The organism is Rhodopseudomonas sp., assembly GCF_048594845.1.
GTDB lineage: Bacteria > Pseudomonadota > Alphaproteobacteria > Rhizobiales > Xanthobacteraceae > Rhodopseudomonas.
The window spans coordinates 1-17,781 of sequence record NZ_JBMDXE010000110.1; the positions used below are offsets into that span (position 1 = coordinate 1).

Genomic DNA, 17,781 nt, shown 5'->3' on the forward strand with positions numbered 1-17,781 from the left:
TGATCGGCGCCAGCGGCGTGTTCCTGGCCAATGGCAGCCTGATCAAGAAGTCGGTGTTTCCGCGCTTCGTGCTGCCGATCGCCCTGAACCTGCAGGACACCTTCCACTATCTGATGTCGATCCCGGTCACGATCGCCTTCCTGATCCTGTACGGCATCCACTTCGGCTGGGCGATTCCGGTCGGCATCGTCGTGATCGCTCCGGCGCAGTTCCTGCTGCAGCTCGGTCTCGGCCTGGCGCTGTCCTCGAGCAACCTGTTCTTCCGCGACATGGAGCGGATCCTCGCGATCGGCCTGAACATGATGTTCTACCTGTCGCCGGTGATCTATCCGATCGAGCGCGTGCCGAAGGAATACGCGGCGCTGATCTACCTCAACCCGATGACGCCGCTGATCGAAGCGTGGCGCGGCATCTTCCTGCAGGACACTCTGCAGTGGGGCAATGTCGGCCTCGCCTACGCCTATGCGGCGGTGACGATGACATTCGGCATCTTGATCTACCGCGCGCTGGTCGATCGCTTTGCCGAAGTGATCTGACTTTGGAGCAATCCCCCTCATGAGCTGCGCCATCAAGTTCGATCATGTTCGCAAGACTTTCGCCGATCGCACCTTCCTGACGGGCGGCGTCAAGAACTTCATCCTGAACGGCTTCCAGTTCTCCAAATACGCCAGCAATCATCTGGTGCTGGACGACATCTCGTTCGAGATTCCGCACGGCTCGACGGTCGGCTTCGTCGGCCGCAACGGGGCCGGCAAGAGCACTTTGCTCGGGCTGATCGCCGGCATCATGAAGCCGGACAGCGGCCGCATCGATGTCGACGGCCGCGTGTCGTCGCTGCTCGAACTCGGCGCCGGCTTTCACCCCGACCTGTCCGGCCGCGAGAACATCGAACTCTACGGAGTGGTGCTCGGCTTCTCCCGCGCCGAGATCCGCCGCCGGCTCGACAGCATCATCGACTTCGCCGAACTGGCCGAGCACATCGAAACGCCGATCCGGTTCTATTCGAGCGGCATGCTGGCGCGGCTCGGTTTCTCGGTGGTGTCGCAGCTCGATCCCGAAATCCTGCTGGTCGACGAAGTGCTGGCGGTCGGCGACTATCAATTCCAGGCGAAGTGCAGCGAGGTCATCAAGCGGTTTCGCGCCGATGGCGGCACCATCGTGCTGGTGTCACACTCCGCCGGCGACATCGTCAATCTGTGCGACCAGGCCTTCTTCATCGAGAATCACCGCATCGTGGCCTCCGGCGATCCCGCCGAAGTGATGGCGAAGTATCAGCCAGCAACCACCTGACACCGAACCGCGATCACGGCTGCCGTGCCGGAGAGGTTTGCGCAACAGCCGCCCCGGCCTGAGGCCTGACCGCAAACTCACGCCTCTGGCGGCGCCAGCTGCGACGAGGTCGCGGCGACGTGACGAAACCGCGTGGCGGCACTGTGCCGCGCCCATTTCGCCTGCCGAAATCAGGGTTTGCGCAGAGTGTCCCCGGTCCGCCGCTGTTGTCCGATCCACAAATAATGCTAAGACTCGGCAGCCACAGGACTGAACGTCTTATGATCAAAGCCATCTTCAACGTGCACCCCTACGCCATGGAATTGCCCGGCGGGGGCGAGATGCAGATTCTCAAATATCAGCAATACATGCCGGGCGAGTGTGAAGTGATCCTTCACGATATCTGGCGTCCGCGCCTGCGCGAGGCCCGCATCTTCCACCACTTCCATATGGTCGCCGGTGCGGAGGGCTTTCTCGATTACGTTCGGTCGCTGCAGTCGAAGATCGTGCTGAGCCCCAACCTGTGGATCAACGGCTCCAACAGCCAGAACCTCAATCAGGCACAGATCCGCCAGTATTACGATATCGCCGACATCATCGTCTGCAATTCGAAGGCCGAGATCGAGAACCTCAGCCGGCACACCGGCATTCCGCGCGAGAAGGCCCGAGTGGTGCCGAACGGCGTCGATATGTCATTCATGACCCCGGTCCCGGACGACGCGTTCCGCGAATGGGCGGACATCCGCGGGCCCTACATCCTGTCAGTCGGCAATATCGAGCGGCGGAAGAACCAGCTGGCTGCGATCCGCGCCGCGAAGTCTGTCGGGCTGCCGCTGATCTGCATCGGCCGCATCCGCGAGAAGGACTATTTCGAGTCCTGCGTGAAGGACGCCGCCAGCGACTCGTTCCGCTATGTCGGCCATCTCGACCAGAGCGACCCCCGCCTCGCAGCGGCTTACCAGCATTGCGAGGCCTTCCTGTTTCCCAGCGTGCTGGAGACGCCGGGCATCGCAGCCCTCGAGGCCGCGGCTTCGGGCGCGCCGCTGGTGATCACCAACGAGGGCAGTACGCGCGATTATTTTTCAGGATATGCCGAATACGTCGATCCGAACGATCAGGCTTCGATCAATTCGGCGCTGGTGCGCGCGCTCTCCAATCCGCGCAGCAACGATCTACGCCACCACGTGGTGTCGAACTTTTCCTGGCCGCACGTCGTCATGCACCTGCTCGGGCATTATCTCGAGCTGTCCTACGCGCAATAGCGGGCCTGCCGGATCGGACCTGAGCCGCGGGACCATCGGCGCCCGCGACCGAAGCTCGGCACGAGAGATCAGCGGGCCGCGGCCTGCCGCGCTGCAGCCCGCAGCGGATTCTGGGCGAAGCCCATGTTCAGCTCGGCCGCCGGGAAAGACGGATCGCGCAGCCATTCGGGCGCGCTCGTCGCCAGCACGACGGTCTTGCCGGACGCCGCCAGCAGCTGCGCCCGGGCGTGGATCTTCTCGCTCATGCTTGCGTCGAACAGCAGCGCCATCTCATCCAGCAGATAGAGATCGGCGTCGCGGAGCAGACAGGCGGTCATCGCGATCCGGGCCCGGTCGATCTCGGCAATATCCTTGATGCGGACGTAAGCGAGGTCGAGCATTCCGGCAAACAGGAAAGCGGATTCGATCCGGCGCTTTGCCTCGTCGGCATCGCCGTCCGGCATCCGCAGCCCGGTCATCAGCGCATCGGAAACCGAGCTGCTGTCCGAGAGCGCGCCGCGGATCCGCGCCGCCGACGACACCACGCCGTTCACCACGACCGATCCCGCCGCGGCGCGCTCGCGACCGTCGATGCAGGCGAACAGCTTGTGATTGAGCAGCGGGCTCGAATGCGACAGGACCAGCAGCGCGCCGCGCTGAATCTTCAGATCCATCGGTCCGAAGCGAAACTGCGCCGACCGGCGCGGCTGCTCGCGGCGGCCGAACTCCAGCCATCGCACCAGCGCATCGGCGGCGGACGGTGACTGCGTCTCGACGTCGAAGCAGGCGCCCGTCATCTGAACGACGTCATTCATCATTGCACACCCTGCAGATCGAGGTTGCCATGCATCGAGATCTTGTCGTTGAGCGTGTCGAATGTCGACGTCCGGCTGGCTTCGAAGACGTTGCCGGAGATCAGCCCCCGGCCGACGCGATCCAGACCGCTGATGCCGTAATTGTGCGTCGGTCCGAACCCCGAATACGCCCCGATCGTATTGTTGCGGACCATGAGAAGTTTGCAGCTTTCGACATGGATCCCAGACGACGCGGGATCGAGGCGGCCGTTACCGGCGATCGACGATCCATCGACCGCAATATGACTGCCGCCCTGGATGGCAACGCCGTGCTCACCATTGTTGTAGAGCCGTGCGCCACGAAACGCGATGTCGTGGACCGCGTCGTAATGATCGATGACCAGGATGCCGGAGCCCCGGTTCGAGCTCGACCAGTCCCCGGTCGACTGCACTCGCCGCACGAAGCCGGACGGCGAGGAGTCGATGCGGAAGCCGCTGGAGACGCAATTGTCCATCGCATTGTTCGAGAGGAACACGTGCTCGAGCCAGCGGTCGGGCGTCGCAACCAGATGCAGGCCGGTGCCGCAGTGATAGGCGCCGCATGAATTCACCCAGATGCCCTGTGAATTCGCGATCCTAAAACCGACCTCGCAGGGCTCCGAAGCGCCCGGGCACTGCACGAAAACGCGGGTCAGATACTGGTCGTTGTGGACCCGGTCGCCATGGACCAGAACGCCGACGCCTTCATGGGCGCGCGGATCGATGATCTCGAGGTCCGTCAGATAGACGAAGCTCGAATTCAGCACCTCGATTCCGCAGTTCATGTTGGCGATCAGGCAGCGCCACATCTTGACGTCGTACGCGCCGTTGAATTGCACGCCGCAGCCGGTCGAGAGCGGGTGCGAGGTATTGACGGTCAGATCCGCGATCGAAATCCGAGACGCGCGCGCATTTACGCTGCCCACCATCACGCCGCAGCCGAGGTCGTTATCGACCAGCAGCCGGGTCGCCTCGCGCCCGGCTCCGATCAGCGTCACGTTGTTGCGCTGAATCTGGATCGGCTCTTCGAGCCGGTAATCACCGGGACCGAGCGCGATGGTGCCGCCCTGCGACGGCAGCTCGCGGATCGCGCGGTTCAGCAAGCCGCCGGCTTCGGTGTAGCCGTCGGCGATGATCTGGTATCTTCCGAGATCGAACTGGGTACTCATCCTCACTCCTGCACGAAGCTGTACGCGCTCCGCGCGAACTAGACGTCGACGACGTAGCGAAATTTCTGCTGACGGCCGACGCGGATGAACTGCGAACGAGAGACGAAGCCCAGCGCGACAGCGCCCGGCCCGAAGATCTGCTCGACATGGCCGCGGACAGCGGCTTCGTCGCGGGCGTTGTGGAGCGCCAGCCTCAACTCCAGCGATTCCTCGCCGCGTCGGACGAACTGAAAGTCGGTGACCAGCATGTGCCTCGACAGCACGTCCTGCACGAAGCTGGTCGAATAGCGAACGCCGTTGATCAGCACGACGTCGTGCACGCGGCCTTCGACGCCCTCGAGATAGACGCCGGCGCGCCCCTTGATCACCCGGCTCTCGTCGCCGGTCGCGTAGCGGATCAGCGGGGCCGCGTAGTTGACCAGCGAGGTCACCACCAGAGGGCCGCTCACGCCCGAAGTCGACGGCAGCGTCTCGACCCACACGCACGGGTCCATGATCTGCAGATAGTGCCGGGCGGTCGCATCCGCCGGCGAGACATCGGACTCGGTCCCGGATTCGTCGGCGGGCGGAGAGAACCGCTCATGCGCAACGATGCCGAATTCGGCGTTGCCGTAACGGTTGGCGACGCGGCATCCGAACACGGCTTCGATCGTCGCACGGTGACCTTCGCCCAAGCGCTCGCCGGTCGAGACGAAAACCTTGAACTTGCCGGTGGCCGGCAGCCCGCGATCCTTGACGAAGTTGGCGAGGTGAAACAGCGTCGACGGATGGCCCTGAACCAGGAAGGGCCGATGGCGCTCAATGCTCTTCCAGAGCGCCTGCAGATTTTCGTCGGACCAGGACGCGCACTCGACGCTGATCCGGTTGGTCGCGGCCCGGCGCCACCACTCCTCGCGCAGCGCGCCACGCGGCACTTCGCCGGGCAGTTCCGAGGAAATGTGCAGCTGCTGATCCGAGGGACCGAAGCCGACCCATTCCTGGCTGATCCGGGTCACGGCCGCGGATTCGTCCTTCGCCGCGGGACTGAAATACACCGGCAGCGACGCGCCGGTCGAACCGTTGGTCCGGCTCATTTGCATGTTCAGGTGCAGCTTCGCATCCGGATGCACGATCCGGTCGCCGGCTTCGAGCAGATCGGCCTTGGTCAACACCGGGATGTTGTTGAGGTAACGGATGTCCCGCAGGATCTTCACCGGGTCGAAGCGGAGCCGGGAAAACAGATCGCGGTAGAACGGGATCTCGTGCTGCGCCCACTGCACGATCTGGGCGAGGCGCAGGCGGTTGCGCTGCTCGCGCTCGGCCCACGGAGTCGCGAGATCGCGATTGATGGCGCGGACGCGGCTTCTGACATCCCGCACGGAGAGCTTCTCCGCCAGCGGGAAAATCATACGGGAACTGAGATAGGGCAGCAGCATGTCTCTATCGCTTCTTCGCTACGGCTGCTTTCCAGCGCTCTAGTGACGGACGATCTTTTCGATCAACCCGAACTCCTCGAACATCTGCCGCGGCGACAGATCGTCGACCACGACACGATCGTTCAGATACGCGCGCGAGTACACGTCGAACAGATCGGGCAGATGTTGCTGGAAACCCGGGATGTGCTTGCAGCGCTCCAGCAGCCGCGCCATCGAGAACATCGGGGCAAGCTCGGTGTCGGCGCCGAAATACACATGACGTGACCAGGTCGGCGTGTCGGCACTGTGGTTGGCACGATACGGCGCGATCTGCTCGGCCGAGACACCCTGCGTCTCGGCGAGATCGAACAGGTCCGGCATCCGTTCGAGGTGCCAGATCAGCGCCCATCGCAACCACGACACGTTCATATTGACGATCACATAGGGGTCGCCGATCCAGTAGCCGGGCCGGTTGATCATGTGGCGCAGCACGTAGTCCGACGTCGGGATGCAGGTCATCAGGTTCGAGAACGGCGGACCGGACGTGTCCTGCGTGTAGGCTGCGACCGCATGATCCTTGCGGAACACGCAGGCGTAGATCGCGGTGAACAGGTTCTCGTTGAACGCCGCGAACGAGCGTATCTCGTTGGAGAAATGGCTCGGCGTCGAGGGCGCTATCGGAATCGACTTCAGCACGATCTCGTCGATGTTCGACAGCTGCTCGGGCTTGTCGAAATGCGTGTAGGAATAGTTCAGGTAAACCAGCTCGACCGACGGATGCGCGTTGATAACCTGCAAGATCCGCGGCACCACGCCGCTCCGGGTCAGGTCGTCGTCGCCGACGATCCAGACGTAATCGCCGCGCGCGGCCTTCGCCGTGACCGCGAGGTTGCCGAGCATGCCGACATTCACCGGGTTGCGGATGTAGCGGAAGCTCGGATTGTCGAGATACGGCTCGACGATCTGCGGCGTGTGGTCGGTCGAGGTGTTGTCGACCACCAGCACCTCGACCTCGGGGCCTGCCGCCTTGGCGCTCGCCAGCAACATCGGCAGGCTGTGCCGCAGCCATTCGGCGCGGTTGTAGGTCGAGATGCAGACCGACAGCTTGAACTCGCGGCGCGGGCGCTCGACGGTCTGCGGACGCAGCGCCGGCAAATGGCGCTCGAACGCGTTGAGGAAGGTCGGCGTCCGGTCGTGCAGATGCCACGACATCTCCAGCGCGTAATCTTCCCAGGTCGGGAGCACGCGCGCTACGGCCTCCTCACCGAGTCGCCAGCGCGCCTCGTGGTTTTCCGCCAGCCAGGCGATCTTCTCGCCGAGCATGTCGCCGTCCTGCGCGTCGATCAGCACGCAGCCGCCACCATGGGCGATCTCGGCGACCGCGCCCTTGTCGCTGCAGATGCACGGACGACCGTGCCACAGGCTCTCCACCACCGGCAGGCCAAAGCCTTCGAGCTGTGACGGAAAGATCGTGAAGTCGCATTCGGCGTAGAACTTCGCCAGATCCTCGTCGCCCGGCAGATCGACCACGGTGATGTCGGACTCTTTGGACACCTCGGCGACGAGATCGCGGGCGTATTGCTCGTGGTCCCGGGTCGAACCCACCAGCTTCAATTGAAGCTGGATGGGCGAGCTCTTCGCCTGCAGAACCTTGCGCGCCTGCCGGAAGCCGTGGATCGCCGGAAGATGGTTCTTGCGCGGCTCGAAGGTGCCGACCATCAGCACGGTGATCTTCGGCCCGACATTGCGGTTCACCTCGGTGTTGCGAACCAGCGGACGCATTTCGGCGGCGAGCGGCAACGACACGATCCGCTGCCGGATCGTGGTCAGGCGCGGCAGTCGCTTGCAGTAGTACGCCCAGAGGTCGTCGCCCATCGTCCGCGAGATCGGGAAGATGACGTCGGCATTCTTCATCACTTCGAAGTAGTAGTGATAACCCTGCTGCGCCTCGGGCGAATACAAATGGGTGAGCGTGACCGGAATGAGATCGTAGAAGATCACCGCGATCTTCATCTTCAGCGCGCGCGCGGTGAGGATGACCTGCATCAGGTTCGGGTCCGGAAGAACCAGCTCCGGAACGATCAGCCAGGTGTCCTCGAGGTCTCGCGGGATCGGATCGCCGGTCCGCGCGACCGAGGGGCCGTGCCATTGGCCGAGATGCCGTGCCTCTTCGGGCGTGATCCCGACGAAGGACTGGCCCTCGCGATTCCATTTGACGAAATCGAGCGACACGCCGAGCCGCTCGAGCGCCGAACCGAGCTGCCGGACGACGCGCTGGACGCCCGAATTGCCGTGATAGCTCACGGTCGAATTCACCCAGTAGTAGGCGTGCGGGATACCGGGCGCCACGCGCATCAGCCCGAGGAACGCCTCGGCATAATCGGCCCAGCCCGAGAGTTCGCGTTCGGTCGCCTCACGGCGCAGCGTGGCACGTAGCTCACGGTCGACGGCCAGCCGCTCGATTGCGTCGGTCAGCGCGGCTTCGTCGTTGGTATCGACGACCACCGTGCCGCCACCCGCAGCAACCTCGTGCATCGATCCGAAATTTGCGCACAGACACGGCACGCCGAGCCACAAGCTCTCGGCGATCGGCAATCCGTAGCCCTCCTCCACGGAGGGGAACACCGTGAACAGCGCCTCCTGATACAAGGCGTGCAGGTCCGGCTCAGGGACGTAGTTCAGCAGCTCGACACCCGCCACCTCGGCCGACAGCGCATCGACCTCGGCCCGTACGATCGGATGAACGTTGCCGACGATCTTCAAGCGCAGGGAAAGCTCTGGACGGCGCTCCTGTACCTTGCCGAACGCGCGGATCAGCGCGACCTGGTTCTTGCGCGGCTCGACGGTGCCGACCGACAGGATCAGGTCCGAACCGTCCCGCTCGGCAAAGGCCGAGCGCTCGATGCTGGCAAGTTCATAGGGCAACTTCAGCGGGCGGATCAGCGGTGCGCGGCCGACCAGTTCAGGCGCGGTGTTGCGATAGAAATGATCGAGGTCACGCCCGGCGGATTCACTGATCGGGATCAGCACGTCGGCGAAGAACAGGTGCTGCAGATATTCGGAATGCGTCTGCTTGATATCGGCGAATTCGGGACGCTTCAGCGGGATCAGATCGTAGACGATCGCCGCGGTGCGCATCCGGAAGCGCCGGGCATAGAGCAGGATTTCGAGCGTCGCCGGCCTGGCCTGATAGGTCAGATGCGTGACTTCCGGAATGATCAGCCAGCTCTCGCCGAGATCGGGCGCGTGAGGCGCGAGATGCAGCGGAACGTTGGCCGCCACGGGCTCCTGCAGAGCCGGGCCATGATGCTTGGCGAGATGCGCCTGCCGTCCGGAATCGAGCTCGATCAGCGCGCCGTCTTCCGCCGACCAGCCGACGAGCACCACGTCCATCGGACGCCGCCGCAACGCGCTGGCCAGTCCGCGCACGACCCGCTGGACACCGGAATTGGCTTCGGAGATGGACGTATGATCGGCGAACAGGAAGACTTTATTGGCCATCTTTCGAGCACGATTCCATCGCGAGGGAAAACAGGATCGGGGTGGATCCATCGGGCTCTTTCGGAGCTTGCTCGGAGCGATTCAGGTAGTTCCCGGCTCCGTCTGCAACGGACCGAAAGAAGACCCATTCACCCGCGAACTGCCCGAACTGATCCCTGCTTCGCCGAACGTCAAATGCTTCTAGCACTGCTTTTTCGGAACACAAACCATCCCGGTCGGAGACTAACCGGATGCGACTCTCTCGCGCCAATGATTGAGCACGTTCAGAATCGTGTCCTCCCACGCCCAGCGCGGCTCCCAGCCCAGTAACTGTTTGGCGCGGTCGGCATTGCCGACGATCAGGGGCGTGTCGTTCGGCCGGACGCGGCTCGGGTCCGACCGCACCTCGATCCGAACGGGCGACTGCGCCAGCATCAGTTCGAGCACGCTGCGGACAGTCCGCGCATGACCGGAAGCGACATTGATGGCGCAGCCCTGCGGGAGACTTTCGAACTGGAGCAAAGCCCTGACGTACGCGTCGGCAACGTCGCGGACATCCAGAAAGTCCCGCTTCGTATCGATGTCACCGACATCGATGACAGGTTCCTGCTCGCCGCGCTCGATCCGGGCGATCTGCGAAGCGAATGCCGGCACCACGAATTTCTCGGTCTGGCCCGGACCGGTATGGTTGAACGGGCGCATCCGGATCGCCCGCAATCTCAGCCGCGCCATCTGCCCCAGCATGATGTCGGCGGCGGCCTTGGCGGCGCCGTAGGCGTTGGTCGGATCGAGCATCGCCGTCTCGTCGACGGCGACACCCTTGTTGAAGGTCGCGCCGTAGACCTCGGCGCTGCTACAATGAACGATCCGCGTTTCCGGGCAGAACTCGTCCACCGCCAGGGCGATGTTGAATGTCCCGCCGAAATTGACCGCCCAGGCGCCCCGCGTGTCGCGCGACGCGTCAGTGACCGCCGAGATCGCCGCAAGGTGCAGGATGTGTGTGGGGCGTTCGCGGCGAAGCAGCTCGCCGACAGCGTCCGCATCGGTGACGTCGAGCGCCATCGAGCAGACATTGCCGACCATCGCATTAGGCTGAGCGCGGTCGGCGACCAATATCTCGCCGTCGGCCGGCAGCGCGCGCTGCAAGGCCTCGACGACCCACTGGCCGACGAACCCCCCTCCACCGGTCACCAGGACCTTCGCCGCCCCCACCTGCGTCACTGAATTTGTCCGTCAGGTCCGCGCGTCGCGAAGGCGGGCGAGATCCGCATCGACCATCTCTTGGATCATCTCCTCGAGGGTGATCTTCGCTTCCCAGCCGAGCTTCGCCTTGGCCTTGGCCGGATTGCCGAAAAGCACATCCACTTCGGCAGGACGGAACAACGCCGGATCGATCTTGAGATGGGCGTCCATGTCGAGGCCGACATAGGAGAACGCGATCCGGCACATATCGCGGACCGTCGTGGTCCGACCGGTGGCGATCACGTAGTCGTCGGGCTTGTCCTGCTGCAGCATCAGCCACATCGCCTGGACATATTCCTTGGAGTGCCCCCAATCGCGCTTGGCGTCGATGTTGCCGAGACGGAGCTCCTTGGAAAGGCCCAGCTTGATGCGCGCCACGCCGTCCGTCACCTTGCGGGTGACGAACTCAATGCCACGCAGCGGCGACTCGTGATTGAACAAAATACCGCTGCTGGCGTGCATGCCGTAGCTCTCGCGGTAGTTCACCGTCATCCAGTGGGCGTAGAGCTTGGCCACCGCGTAGGGCGAACGCGGATAGAACGGCGTCTTCTCCGACTGCATGTCTTCCTGGATCAGGCCGTACATCTCGGACGACGACGCCTGATAGAACCGCGCCTCGGGCCGCTCCAGACGGATCGCCTCGAGAACGTTCGCAGCGCCGAGACCGGTGACCTGACCGGTCAGCAACGGCTGATTCCACGACGCCTTCACGAACGACTGCGCACCGAGATTGTAAACTTCGTCCGGCTTCACATCGCGAATGATGCGGATGAGCGACGACAGGTCGATAAGATTACCGTCGACCTCGCGGATATCGTTGTGAATGTTGAGCCAGCGGAGCTTGGCGTCGACGACTTCGGCCGCGCTGCTCCGACGCATCAGGCCGTGAACTTCATATCCCTTGCTGAGGAGAAACTGCGCCAGATAGGCACCGTCCTGACCGGTCACGCCGGTAATGAGTGCTCGCTTCATAAAGAGGCCCTGTTCGCAGGAGAATTAAAGAATTTCGATTTCGGGGAACGGGAAGATCATCTTGCCCCCGCTGTTCAAAAATTCCTGCTCGCGCGCAACGATGCCTTCCTTGAAGTGCCAGGGCAGCACGAGGAAGTAATCGGGCTTCATCGCCTTGGCTTCGGCTTCCGAAATGATCGGGATGTGCGAGCCGGGCGTGTAGGCCCCGAATTTGTCCGGATTCACTTCGGCGATCGCCACCACGTCCTTGCTGGTGATGCCGCAGAACTGCAGCACCACGTTGCCCTTGGTGGACGCGCCGTAGCCGATGATCTTCTTGCCGTCGGCGACCAGCGAACGCAGCAGACGGGTGAGATCCGAGCGGTGACGATACACGCGCTCCTCGAAGTCACGGAACGGACGCACCGTACCGAGCCCCATCCGCTCTTCCTGGCCGAGCAGCCACTCGATGACCGCAGTGTTGCAGCGGATCGGATTGCCGCGCTTCGCTGCCGTGACAGCAAAGCTGCCGCCGTTCACGGCGTTCATCTGAACATCGACGATCTTCATATCGACGGCATCGAGAATCTTTTTCACGACGTCGAGCGAATAATATTCGAGATGCTCGTGGCAGATCGTGTCGTAGCTGCACATCCGCAGCATCGAGGGCATATAGCTCTGCTCGAAATGCCAGATGCCGTCGTCGGCGAGGCTGTCGGCGACCTGGCGCGCGAAGCTGATCGGCGACTCCAGATCGTAGAACATGGCGATCGAGGTGATGATCCGGGCCGGCTTGGTCCCGACCGAGCGGAACGCATCGGCGGAGAAGAAGTCCGGAACCAGCGTGATATCGCCTTTATAGTACTGCCGGAACTTGTTGCCGGTCGGATCGATACCGATCCGCTTCAGCGACGGCGTCTGATAGGCGGACAGCGAGGTCGCGTCGTTCGAGCCGATGTCGACCACCACGTCGCCCGGCTGCAGGCCGGCCAGCTTTTCGAGGCCGTGAATCTTCTGCACCAGATGCCGAACCATCGACTGGTTCAGGCCCGACCGGTAGCCGTAATTCTCGCCGTACATCTCGCTGGCGTCGTACGAATGCGCGAGCTGCAGCAGTCCGCTATCCGAGCACCAGACCAGCTCGAGTGGCCCCGACGTGATATTTTCGTCGACCGACTTCGGGAACACCCCGGTGAGCACCTGCTTACCGAGGTTGAGGACCGACACGAGATTTTCACTTCCCGAGATCCGGCACTTGTCGATCTTTCGATAACTCACGGTCACGTAAACTCCTCCTGCAAACGCGGGTCCTCGAAACTCCGAACTAATCGATTATGCCGTCGGGGAATGGAACGGGGGCGATTGATATAGCTTCTGAGCGCTCGATACAAGGCTTGGGACGGATTATAAACACCAAACGAATTCAGCACGTTAGCAGAGATACCAAGGGATTTCGCGTGGTTGATGCGGCGGCGCACCGACTCGCGTCAGAGCAGAGCGAAGCCATTGGCTTCGAACCGCGGAACCGCTGGTACGGGGGAACTACGTTACATTTCTTATTGTATCTGAATTCATCCGAACATGAAATGTGCTCAGTGTCACGCTCCACTGCCTCTTACCTGGTGTGGTGGAGATTCCGGTTGTGTAGCCATGATCACCGGCGCGATCGAACGCAACCAGCGCCGGGCCTTACTAGGTTGCCAATCAGGAGGAAATCGCATTCATTGCCGCACGGCTCCCACCGTCTCCTCACCCTGCGCAAGCGCGAGTTACTAGAAGCACCATGATCCATTGCCTGTTCGGCCCCGGGATGGCCATGGAAGAGGAAATCGTCTCGCGGGCCATGGTGCGCAGCTTCACGCGGGGCCAGATTCGCATTGCGCGGGGCTCGCTGTCGGCAGTTGCGGCGGGCAGCGTGGCGCTTGCGGTGTCGCCCGACGACAACCTGATCGACGAAGCCACGGCGCTGCTGGAGCGCGGCGCCAAGCTGATTCTGTTCGGCTCGCTCGGCCCGGCTTTTGCGCATCTCGCCGGCATCACCACGTCCGCGATTGATCCGGCTCTTGCGGCAGCCGCGGAGTGCGCTCCCGCGGCCCCCTACCACACGAGCGAAAGCGCCGGCGCGATTCGCTATGCCGACAATGGCCTCGGCGCCGCGTCGCCGCTTCGCGAGCGGCACTTGTGCCGCTTCGACTTCGCCGACGAATGGAACAACCTCGGCTACGGCCGCACCGGAATTGGCGATGGTCCGTGGTCCGTTGCGGTCACAGCTCACCCGGTCACCGCTACCATCGTGGCCACGCTGAACGTCGACAACACCCCGGTCGGCGCCATCGCGACCGTGCGCGATCTGCCGACATCGGCCGTGCTATGGCATGCACGTGCGGTCGGTCCGGTCGACGGCGCCGATTGGCAAGTGATCGAGACCTTCGTGTCACACTACCGTCACGACCAGTTGCCCTGCCGGCCACATCTGCGCGACATCCCCCACGCCACCTCCGCCGCTGTGACCATGCGGCTGGATTGTGACGAAGATATTGCGTCGGCGCGTCCGCTGTTCGAGTTGTATCGACAGATGCAGCGCCCGCTGTCGCTGGCGATCAAGACCGATCAGCCGGAACGCCCCGAGCATCTCGCGCTGCTGCATGACTTGAACAAGGCCGGCGGCTCGATCCTGTCGCACTCGGTCACCCACGCGCCGCGCTGGGGCGGCACAGCCGACGCCGCGGAAGCGGAAGCCAGGGGCTCCAAAGCGTGGCTCGAACAACGGCTACCCGGACTGACTGTCCGCTATGCCGTCTCGCCGTTTCACCAGAACCCGAGCTATGTACCAGCGGCGCTCGCCCGCGCCGGGCTCGACGGCTTCGTCGGCGGCATCATCGCCAACGATCCCGAATATCTGATGGCGCGCGGCGGCGAAGCGCCGTACAGCCCGGACGGCTTCGTATCGCACAGCCAGGCCTGCATGCTGCACGGCGATTGCATGCTGACTAACGGTGACCGCCTGCGGATCTTCAAACAGGCTTTCCGGACCGCCAAGGCGGCTTCGCAATTCTTCGGCTTCCTCGATCACCCGTTCTCGGAGCGCTATGCCTATGGCTGGCAGAGCGAAGAGGAGCGGCTGTCGGCCCATCGGGACTTTCTGACCACGATCGCCGAGGAATGCGGCCGGTCCGACGAGCCGTTGCTGTTCGTCAATGAGGACACGTGCCTCGATTTCATGCGGGACAAGGCGCGCGCGGTGATTGCATTCGACCCGGACACCGACACATTCTCGCTCACCGGCCCCCGCACCACCGATCTTCCTCTCTCGATCGCGTTCCGCGGCAGCACTCAGGCGGCCTAGCATGCCCCGCAAGGTTCTCGTCGTTTTCGGCACGCGGCCGGAATGCATCAAGCTCGCCCCGGTCGTCACCGAACTGCGGCGGCGCCCCGCAGAGTTCGAAACCTTCGTCTGCGTCACCGGCCAGCATCGCGAGATGCTGCAGCAAACGCTGACGGCGTTCGATCTCGTGCCCGACGAAGATCTCGCGGCGATGCGTCCCAACCAGGATCTCTCGGAATTGGCCGCTCTGCTGATCACCGGCCTCGCCGGGACGATCCGCACATTCAAGCCGGACCTGGTGCTGGTGCAAGGTGATACCACCACGGCCTTCGCCGGCGCTCTGGCGGCATTCTATCAGCGCGTTCCGGTCGGCCATGTCGAGGCGGGGCTTCGCTCCTATCGCCGCTACAATCCCTTCCCGGAGGAAGGCAATCGCAAGCTGATCGGCGCGCTCGCCGACCTACACTTCGCGCCGACGCAGCGCGCCGCCGATGCGTTGCTGCGCGAGGGCATCGATCCGGCGCAGATCCACATCACCGGCAATACCGTGGTCGACGCTCTGCTGGCGCTGAAAGCCCGCCTCGATACGCCCGCCGGCGCCGAACTGGTGTCCGCCGACATCCGCGCCATCGGCGGCGAGCCGGGAGATCTCGTCCTGATCACCTGCCATCGCCGCGAAAGCTTCGGCGACGACCTGGCGGCGATCTGCCGCGCAATCCGCCGCATCGCGCTGGCTCACCCCGCCGTCCGTTTCGTGTTCCCCGTACACCTCAATCCGAATGTGCGCGAGCAAGTGATGCCGCTGCTCGGCGGAGTGCAGAACATCCGCCTGCTCGAACCGCTGGGCTATATCGACTTCATCTTCCTGCTGGCCCGCGCGGTGCTGGCCCTGTCGGACTCGGGCGGCATCCAGGAAGAAGCTCCGAGTTTCGGAGTTCCCGTGCTAATCCTGCGCAAGACCACCGAACGCCAGGAAGGCATCGACGCCGGCTTCGCCGAGCTGGTCGGCGCCGATGAGGAACTGATCGTCCGAAGGGCGGAAGCGTACTTGCAGCAGGCGCCTCACAACTTGAACACGAAAATCAATCCTTACGGAAGCGGGGACGCAAGCGTTCGGATCGTCGAGGCGATCCTTGGAACTGTTGCTGCGGCCTGAGCAGAGGCTTCAAAAAAGACACCTGCGGCAATCGAGCAGCAAAGTATCGGGGGCACTTCCGCGTCCAACCTTGCTTCGCCCTGCCTCGCAATGTTATTGAATGTGTCTAGATTTTTCATTTTTCGGCCGATGAATGCGGCCGCCTTGCAGTGATCTTCAGCACTGTCGAATCTTACTCGAAGACGGAAAGCATCATGCAGCTCGGGACCCCACGTTCGCAGATTAGTTATGGTGCTGGGTGGTATCCGACTGAGTATGCAGAGGGCGGCTCATTCGCCTGGATGTCGACCGCGGCAACGCTCGACGTCTCGACCTCGGGCGAGGACGATATCATCATCGTGGAGTATTCGTATCCCGCGCTGAGCTCCCCGATTCCTGAACTCATTGTTGGTCATCGAGCGTATCAGTTGTACCCCGGCTACAACTCGCTGCTGATTCCGGTATCGGAAGTGGCCTCACACAATTCGGGCATCGCTTCGCTTACCCTGTCGATCGAAAGGTTGGCGGGTTTCTACGAGGATCAGCGCGCTCTAGGATTGAAAGTCCACAGGATCTCCGTCGAGAGCGATCCCGTGGTCATCAACTACAAGAAGACCCAGGCCGCGATCGCCGCACGCCCCGAGGTCTGCGACAACACGCCAATCGTCTACATGATCGGCGTTACCGACCGGTGCAATCTGCGCTGCGTGATCTGTCTGAAGCATCACGAGCAGGAAGGCGACAACAACAAGGACCTGATTGATCTTCCCGATCCGTCGCTCGAGAAGCTGATGCCCCTCGCCTATTCGGCGCAGATGGTACTGTTGCTCGGCTATGGCGAACCGCTTCTGAACAAGCAGCTCCCGGAGATCATCGACGATATTTCGGCCAAGGCCGACAACAGCATCGAAATGATCACCAACGGTCTGCTGTTGTCGCCGCAGTGGATCGACAAGATTCTGAGCCGCAACGTTCGCGTGCTCAGCATCTCCATGGATGCGGCGACGCCGGACGGCTACGAGAGAATGCGTGGCGGCAGCTACGAGAAGGTCATTCGCAACGTTCAGGCTCTCGTCGCGGAGCGCGCAAAGCGAAAGGATGCTAAGCTGGAAATCCGCATGAATATGGCGGTGACACGAGCGAACATCACTGAGGTGCCGTTGCTCTCCGAGCTCGCGGCCGACCTCGGTGTCGACACCGTCGAATTCCGGCATCTGCACGAAAATCCTCTCCATGCCTGGAGAGTTGAGAAGCCGGACTTCGTCTTCGATTACAATGAGGCGCTGATCGAAAACGATCCGGAAGAGTGTCGGGCCGCTTTGAACGACGCCATCCGCAGGGCGAAGCGCCGTGGCGTTCGATACATTCTGGACGCGCCGTTCGTCGGTCTGGTCGACGATGAACTCGTGATCGCGGCGGACGTCGAAGTCGGCGAATACCACGAGTGCCCGCATCCCTGGCGCTGGCTGATGGTAACTGCCGCGGGCGACGCCTACACCTGCTGCTGGGCGCCGCCGCTTGCCAAGCTCGCCGATTACAACTCCGGTGCCGAACTCTGGAACGGACAGGAATATCGACGGCTACGCCGCAATATCAAAGCCGGAGTGGTCGACCCGCTTTGCGCCGGCGTAACGTGCCCGTTCCAGCAGAAGGCGATCAGCAAGGACGCCCCTGTCAACGAGCGGCCGGCGCCGGTCATCTAGCGAGCAGGGCCGCCTCTCCGGGCGGCCTTGTTTCTGAAA

General features: G+C 62.9%; 13 protein-coding genes. 6 read left to right on the forward strand and 7 right to left on the reverse strand.

All coding sequences use genetic code 11. The annotated features are described in order from the left end of the window. The 3 genes from ACOJTD_RS06475 to ACOJTD_RS06485 form a co-directional block, all read left to right on the forward strand. Positions 1-536: ABC transporter permease (locus tag ACOJTD_RS06475; protein WP_420132102.1), on the forward strand; the 536-nt coding region annotated here is incomplete at its 5' end. 19 nt (positions 537-555) lie between these two features. Continuing rightward, entirely contained in the window at positions 556-1,290 is a 735-nt protein-coding gene (locus ACOJTD_RS06480; protein ID WP_420132103.1) for an ABC transporter ATP-binding protein, read from the forward strand. A gap of 260 nt (positions 1,291-1,550) precedes the next feature. Further along, the gene (locus ACOJTD_RS06485; protein ID WP_420132104.1) at positions 1,551-2,531 is read left to right on the forward strand and encodes a glycosyltransferase; all 981 of its coding nucleotides are present in this window, start codon (positions 1,551-1,553) and stop codon (positions 2,529-2,531) included. 68 nt (positions 2,532-2,599) lie between these two features. Here ACOJTD_RS06485 and ACOJTD_RS06490 read toward each other — a convergent pair whose 3' ends face one another. From ACOJTD_RS06490 to ACOJTD_RS06520, 7 genes are all read right to left on the reverse strand, one after another. Next, entirely contained in the window at positions 2,600-3,325 is a 726-nt protein-coding gene (locus tag ACOJTD_RS06490) for a hypothetical protein (RefSeq protein WP_420132105.1), read from the reverse strand. Beyond that, positions 3,325-4,512: a right-handed parallel beta-helix repeat-containing protein gene (locus ACOJTD_RS06495; RefSeq protein ID WP_420132106.1), complete on the reverse strand. Its 1,188-nt coding sequence runs from the start codon at positions 4,510-4,512 to the stop codon at positions 3,325-3,327. Before ACOJTD_RS06495 ends, ACOJTD_RS06490 begins: the two co-directional genes overlap by 1 nt. Positions 4,513-4,550: 38 nt before the next feature. Beyond that, positions 4,551-5,927: a phenylacetate--CoA ligase family protein gene (locus ACOJTD_RS06500; RefSeq protein WP_420132107.1), complete on the reverse strand. Its 1,377-nt coding sequence runs from the start codon at positions 5,925-5,927 to the stop codon at positions 4,551-4,553. Positions 5,928-5,966: 39 nt separating this feature from the next. Further along, the gene (locus ACOJTD_RS06505; RefSeq protein WP_420132108.1) at positions 5,967-9,407 is read right to left on the reverse strand and encodes a glycosyltransferase; all 3,441 of its coding nucleotides are present in this window, start codon (positions 9,405-9,407) and stop codon (positions 5,967-5,969) included. A gap of 222 nt (positions 9,408-9,629) precedes the next feature. After that, complete coding sequence (locus tag ACOJTD_RS06510) at positions 9,630-10,607, reverse strand: GDP-mannose 4,6-dehydratase (protein ID WP_420132109.1); 978 nt, start codon at positions 10,605-10,607, stop codon at positions 9,630-9,632. A 12-nt stretch (positions 10,608-10,619) separates the two neighbouring features. Continuing rightward, positions 10,620-11,600: a GDP-mannose 4,6-dehydratase gene (gmd, locus tag ACOJTD_RS06515; RefSeq protein ID WP_420132110.1), complete on the reverse strand. Its 981-nt coding sequence runs from the start codon at positions 11,598-11,600 to the stop codon at positions 10,620-10,622. Between the two features lie 24 nt (positions 11,601-11,624). Next, positions 11,625-12,863 carry a class I SAM-dependent methyltransferase gene (locus tag ACOJTD_RS06520; protein WP_420132111.1) on the reverse strand — a complete coding sequence of 413 codons (1,239 nt, stop codon included), beginning with the start codon at positions 12,861-12,863 and terminating at the stop codon, positions 11,625-11,627. A gap of 532 nt (positions 12,864-13,395) precedes the next feature. Here ACOJTD_RS06520 and ACOJTD_RS06525 point away from each other — a divergent pair. The 3 genes from ACOJTD_RS06525 (at position 13,396) to ACOJTD_RS06535 (ending at position 17,742) form a co-directional block, all read left to right on the forward strand. After that, positions 13,396-14,925, forward strand: coding sequence for a hypothetical protein (locus tag ACOJTD_RS06525; RefSeq protein WP_420132112.1), 1,530 nt, complete (start codon positions 13,396-13,398; stop codon positions 14,923-14,925). 1 nt (position 14,926) lies between these two features. After that, positions 14,927-16,060: a non-hydrolyzing UDP-N-acetylglucosamine 2-epimerase gene (gene wecB / locus ACOJTD_RS06530; RefSeq protein WP_420132113.1), complete on the forward strand. Its 1,134-nt coding sequence runs from the start codon at positions 14,927-14,929 to the stop codon at positions 16,058-16,060. 194 nt (positions 16,061-16,254) lie between these two features. Next, positions 16,255-17,742, forward strand: coding sequence for a radical SAM/SPASM domain-containing protein (locus tag ACOJTD_RS06535; RefSeq protein WP_420132114.1), 1,488 nt, complete (start codon positions 16,255-16,257; stop codon positions 17,740-17,742). The last annotated feature ends 39 nt before the right edge of the window (positions 17,743-17,781 follow it).

What these genes read in the sequence shown, in the direction of transcription:
- ACOJTD_RS06480 (WP_420132103.1), top strand. Translation starts at nt 556, where the DNA reads ATGAGCTGCGCCATCAAGTTCGATCATGTTCGCAAGACTTTCGCCGAT.
- wecB (WP_420132113.1), top strand. Translation starts at nt 14,927, where the DNA reads ATGCCCCGCAAGGTTCTCGTCGTTTTCGGCACGCGGCCGGAATGCATC.
- ACOJTD_RS06500 (WP_420132107.1), bottom strand. Translation starts at nt 5,927, where the DNA reads ATGCTGCTGCCCTATCTCAGTTCCCGTATGATTTTCCCGCTGGCGGAG.
- ACOJTD_RS06490 (WP_420132105.1), bottom strand. Translation starts at nt 3,325, where the DNA reads ATGAATGACGTCGTTCAGATGACGGGCGCCTGCTTCGACGTCGAGACG.
- ACOJTD_RS06535 (WP_420132114.1), top strand. Translation starts at nt 16,255, where the DNA reads ATGCAGCTCGGGACCCCACGTTCGCAGATTAGTTATGGTGCTGGGTGG.
- ACOJTD_RS06525 (WP_420132112.1), top strand. Translation starts at nt 13,396, where the DNA reads ATGGAAGAGGAAATCGTCTCGCGGGCCATGGTGCGCAGCTTCACGCGG.
- gmd (WP_420132110.1), bottom strand. Translation starts at nt 11,600, where the DNA reads ATGAAGCGAGCACTCATTACCGGCGTGACCGGTCAGGACGGTGCCTAT.
- ACOJTD_RS06505 (WP_420132108.1), bottom strand. Translation starts at nt 9,407, where the DNA reads ATGGCCAATAAAGTCTTCCTGTTCGCCGATCATACGTCCATCTCCGAA.
- ACOJTD_RS06485 (WP_420132104.1), top strand. Translation starts at nt 1,551, where the DNA reads ATGATCAAAGCCATCTTCAACGTGCACCCCTACGCCATGGAATTGCCC.
- ACOJTD_RS06495 (WP_420132106.1), bottom strand. Translation starts at nt 4,512, where the DNA reads ATGAGTACCCAGTTCGATCTCGGAAGATACCAGATCATCGCCGACGGC.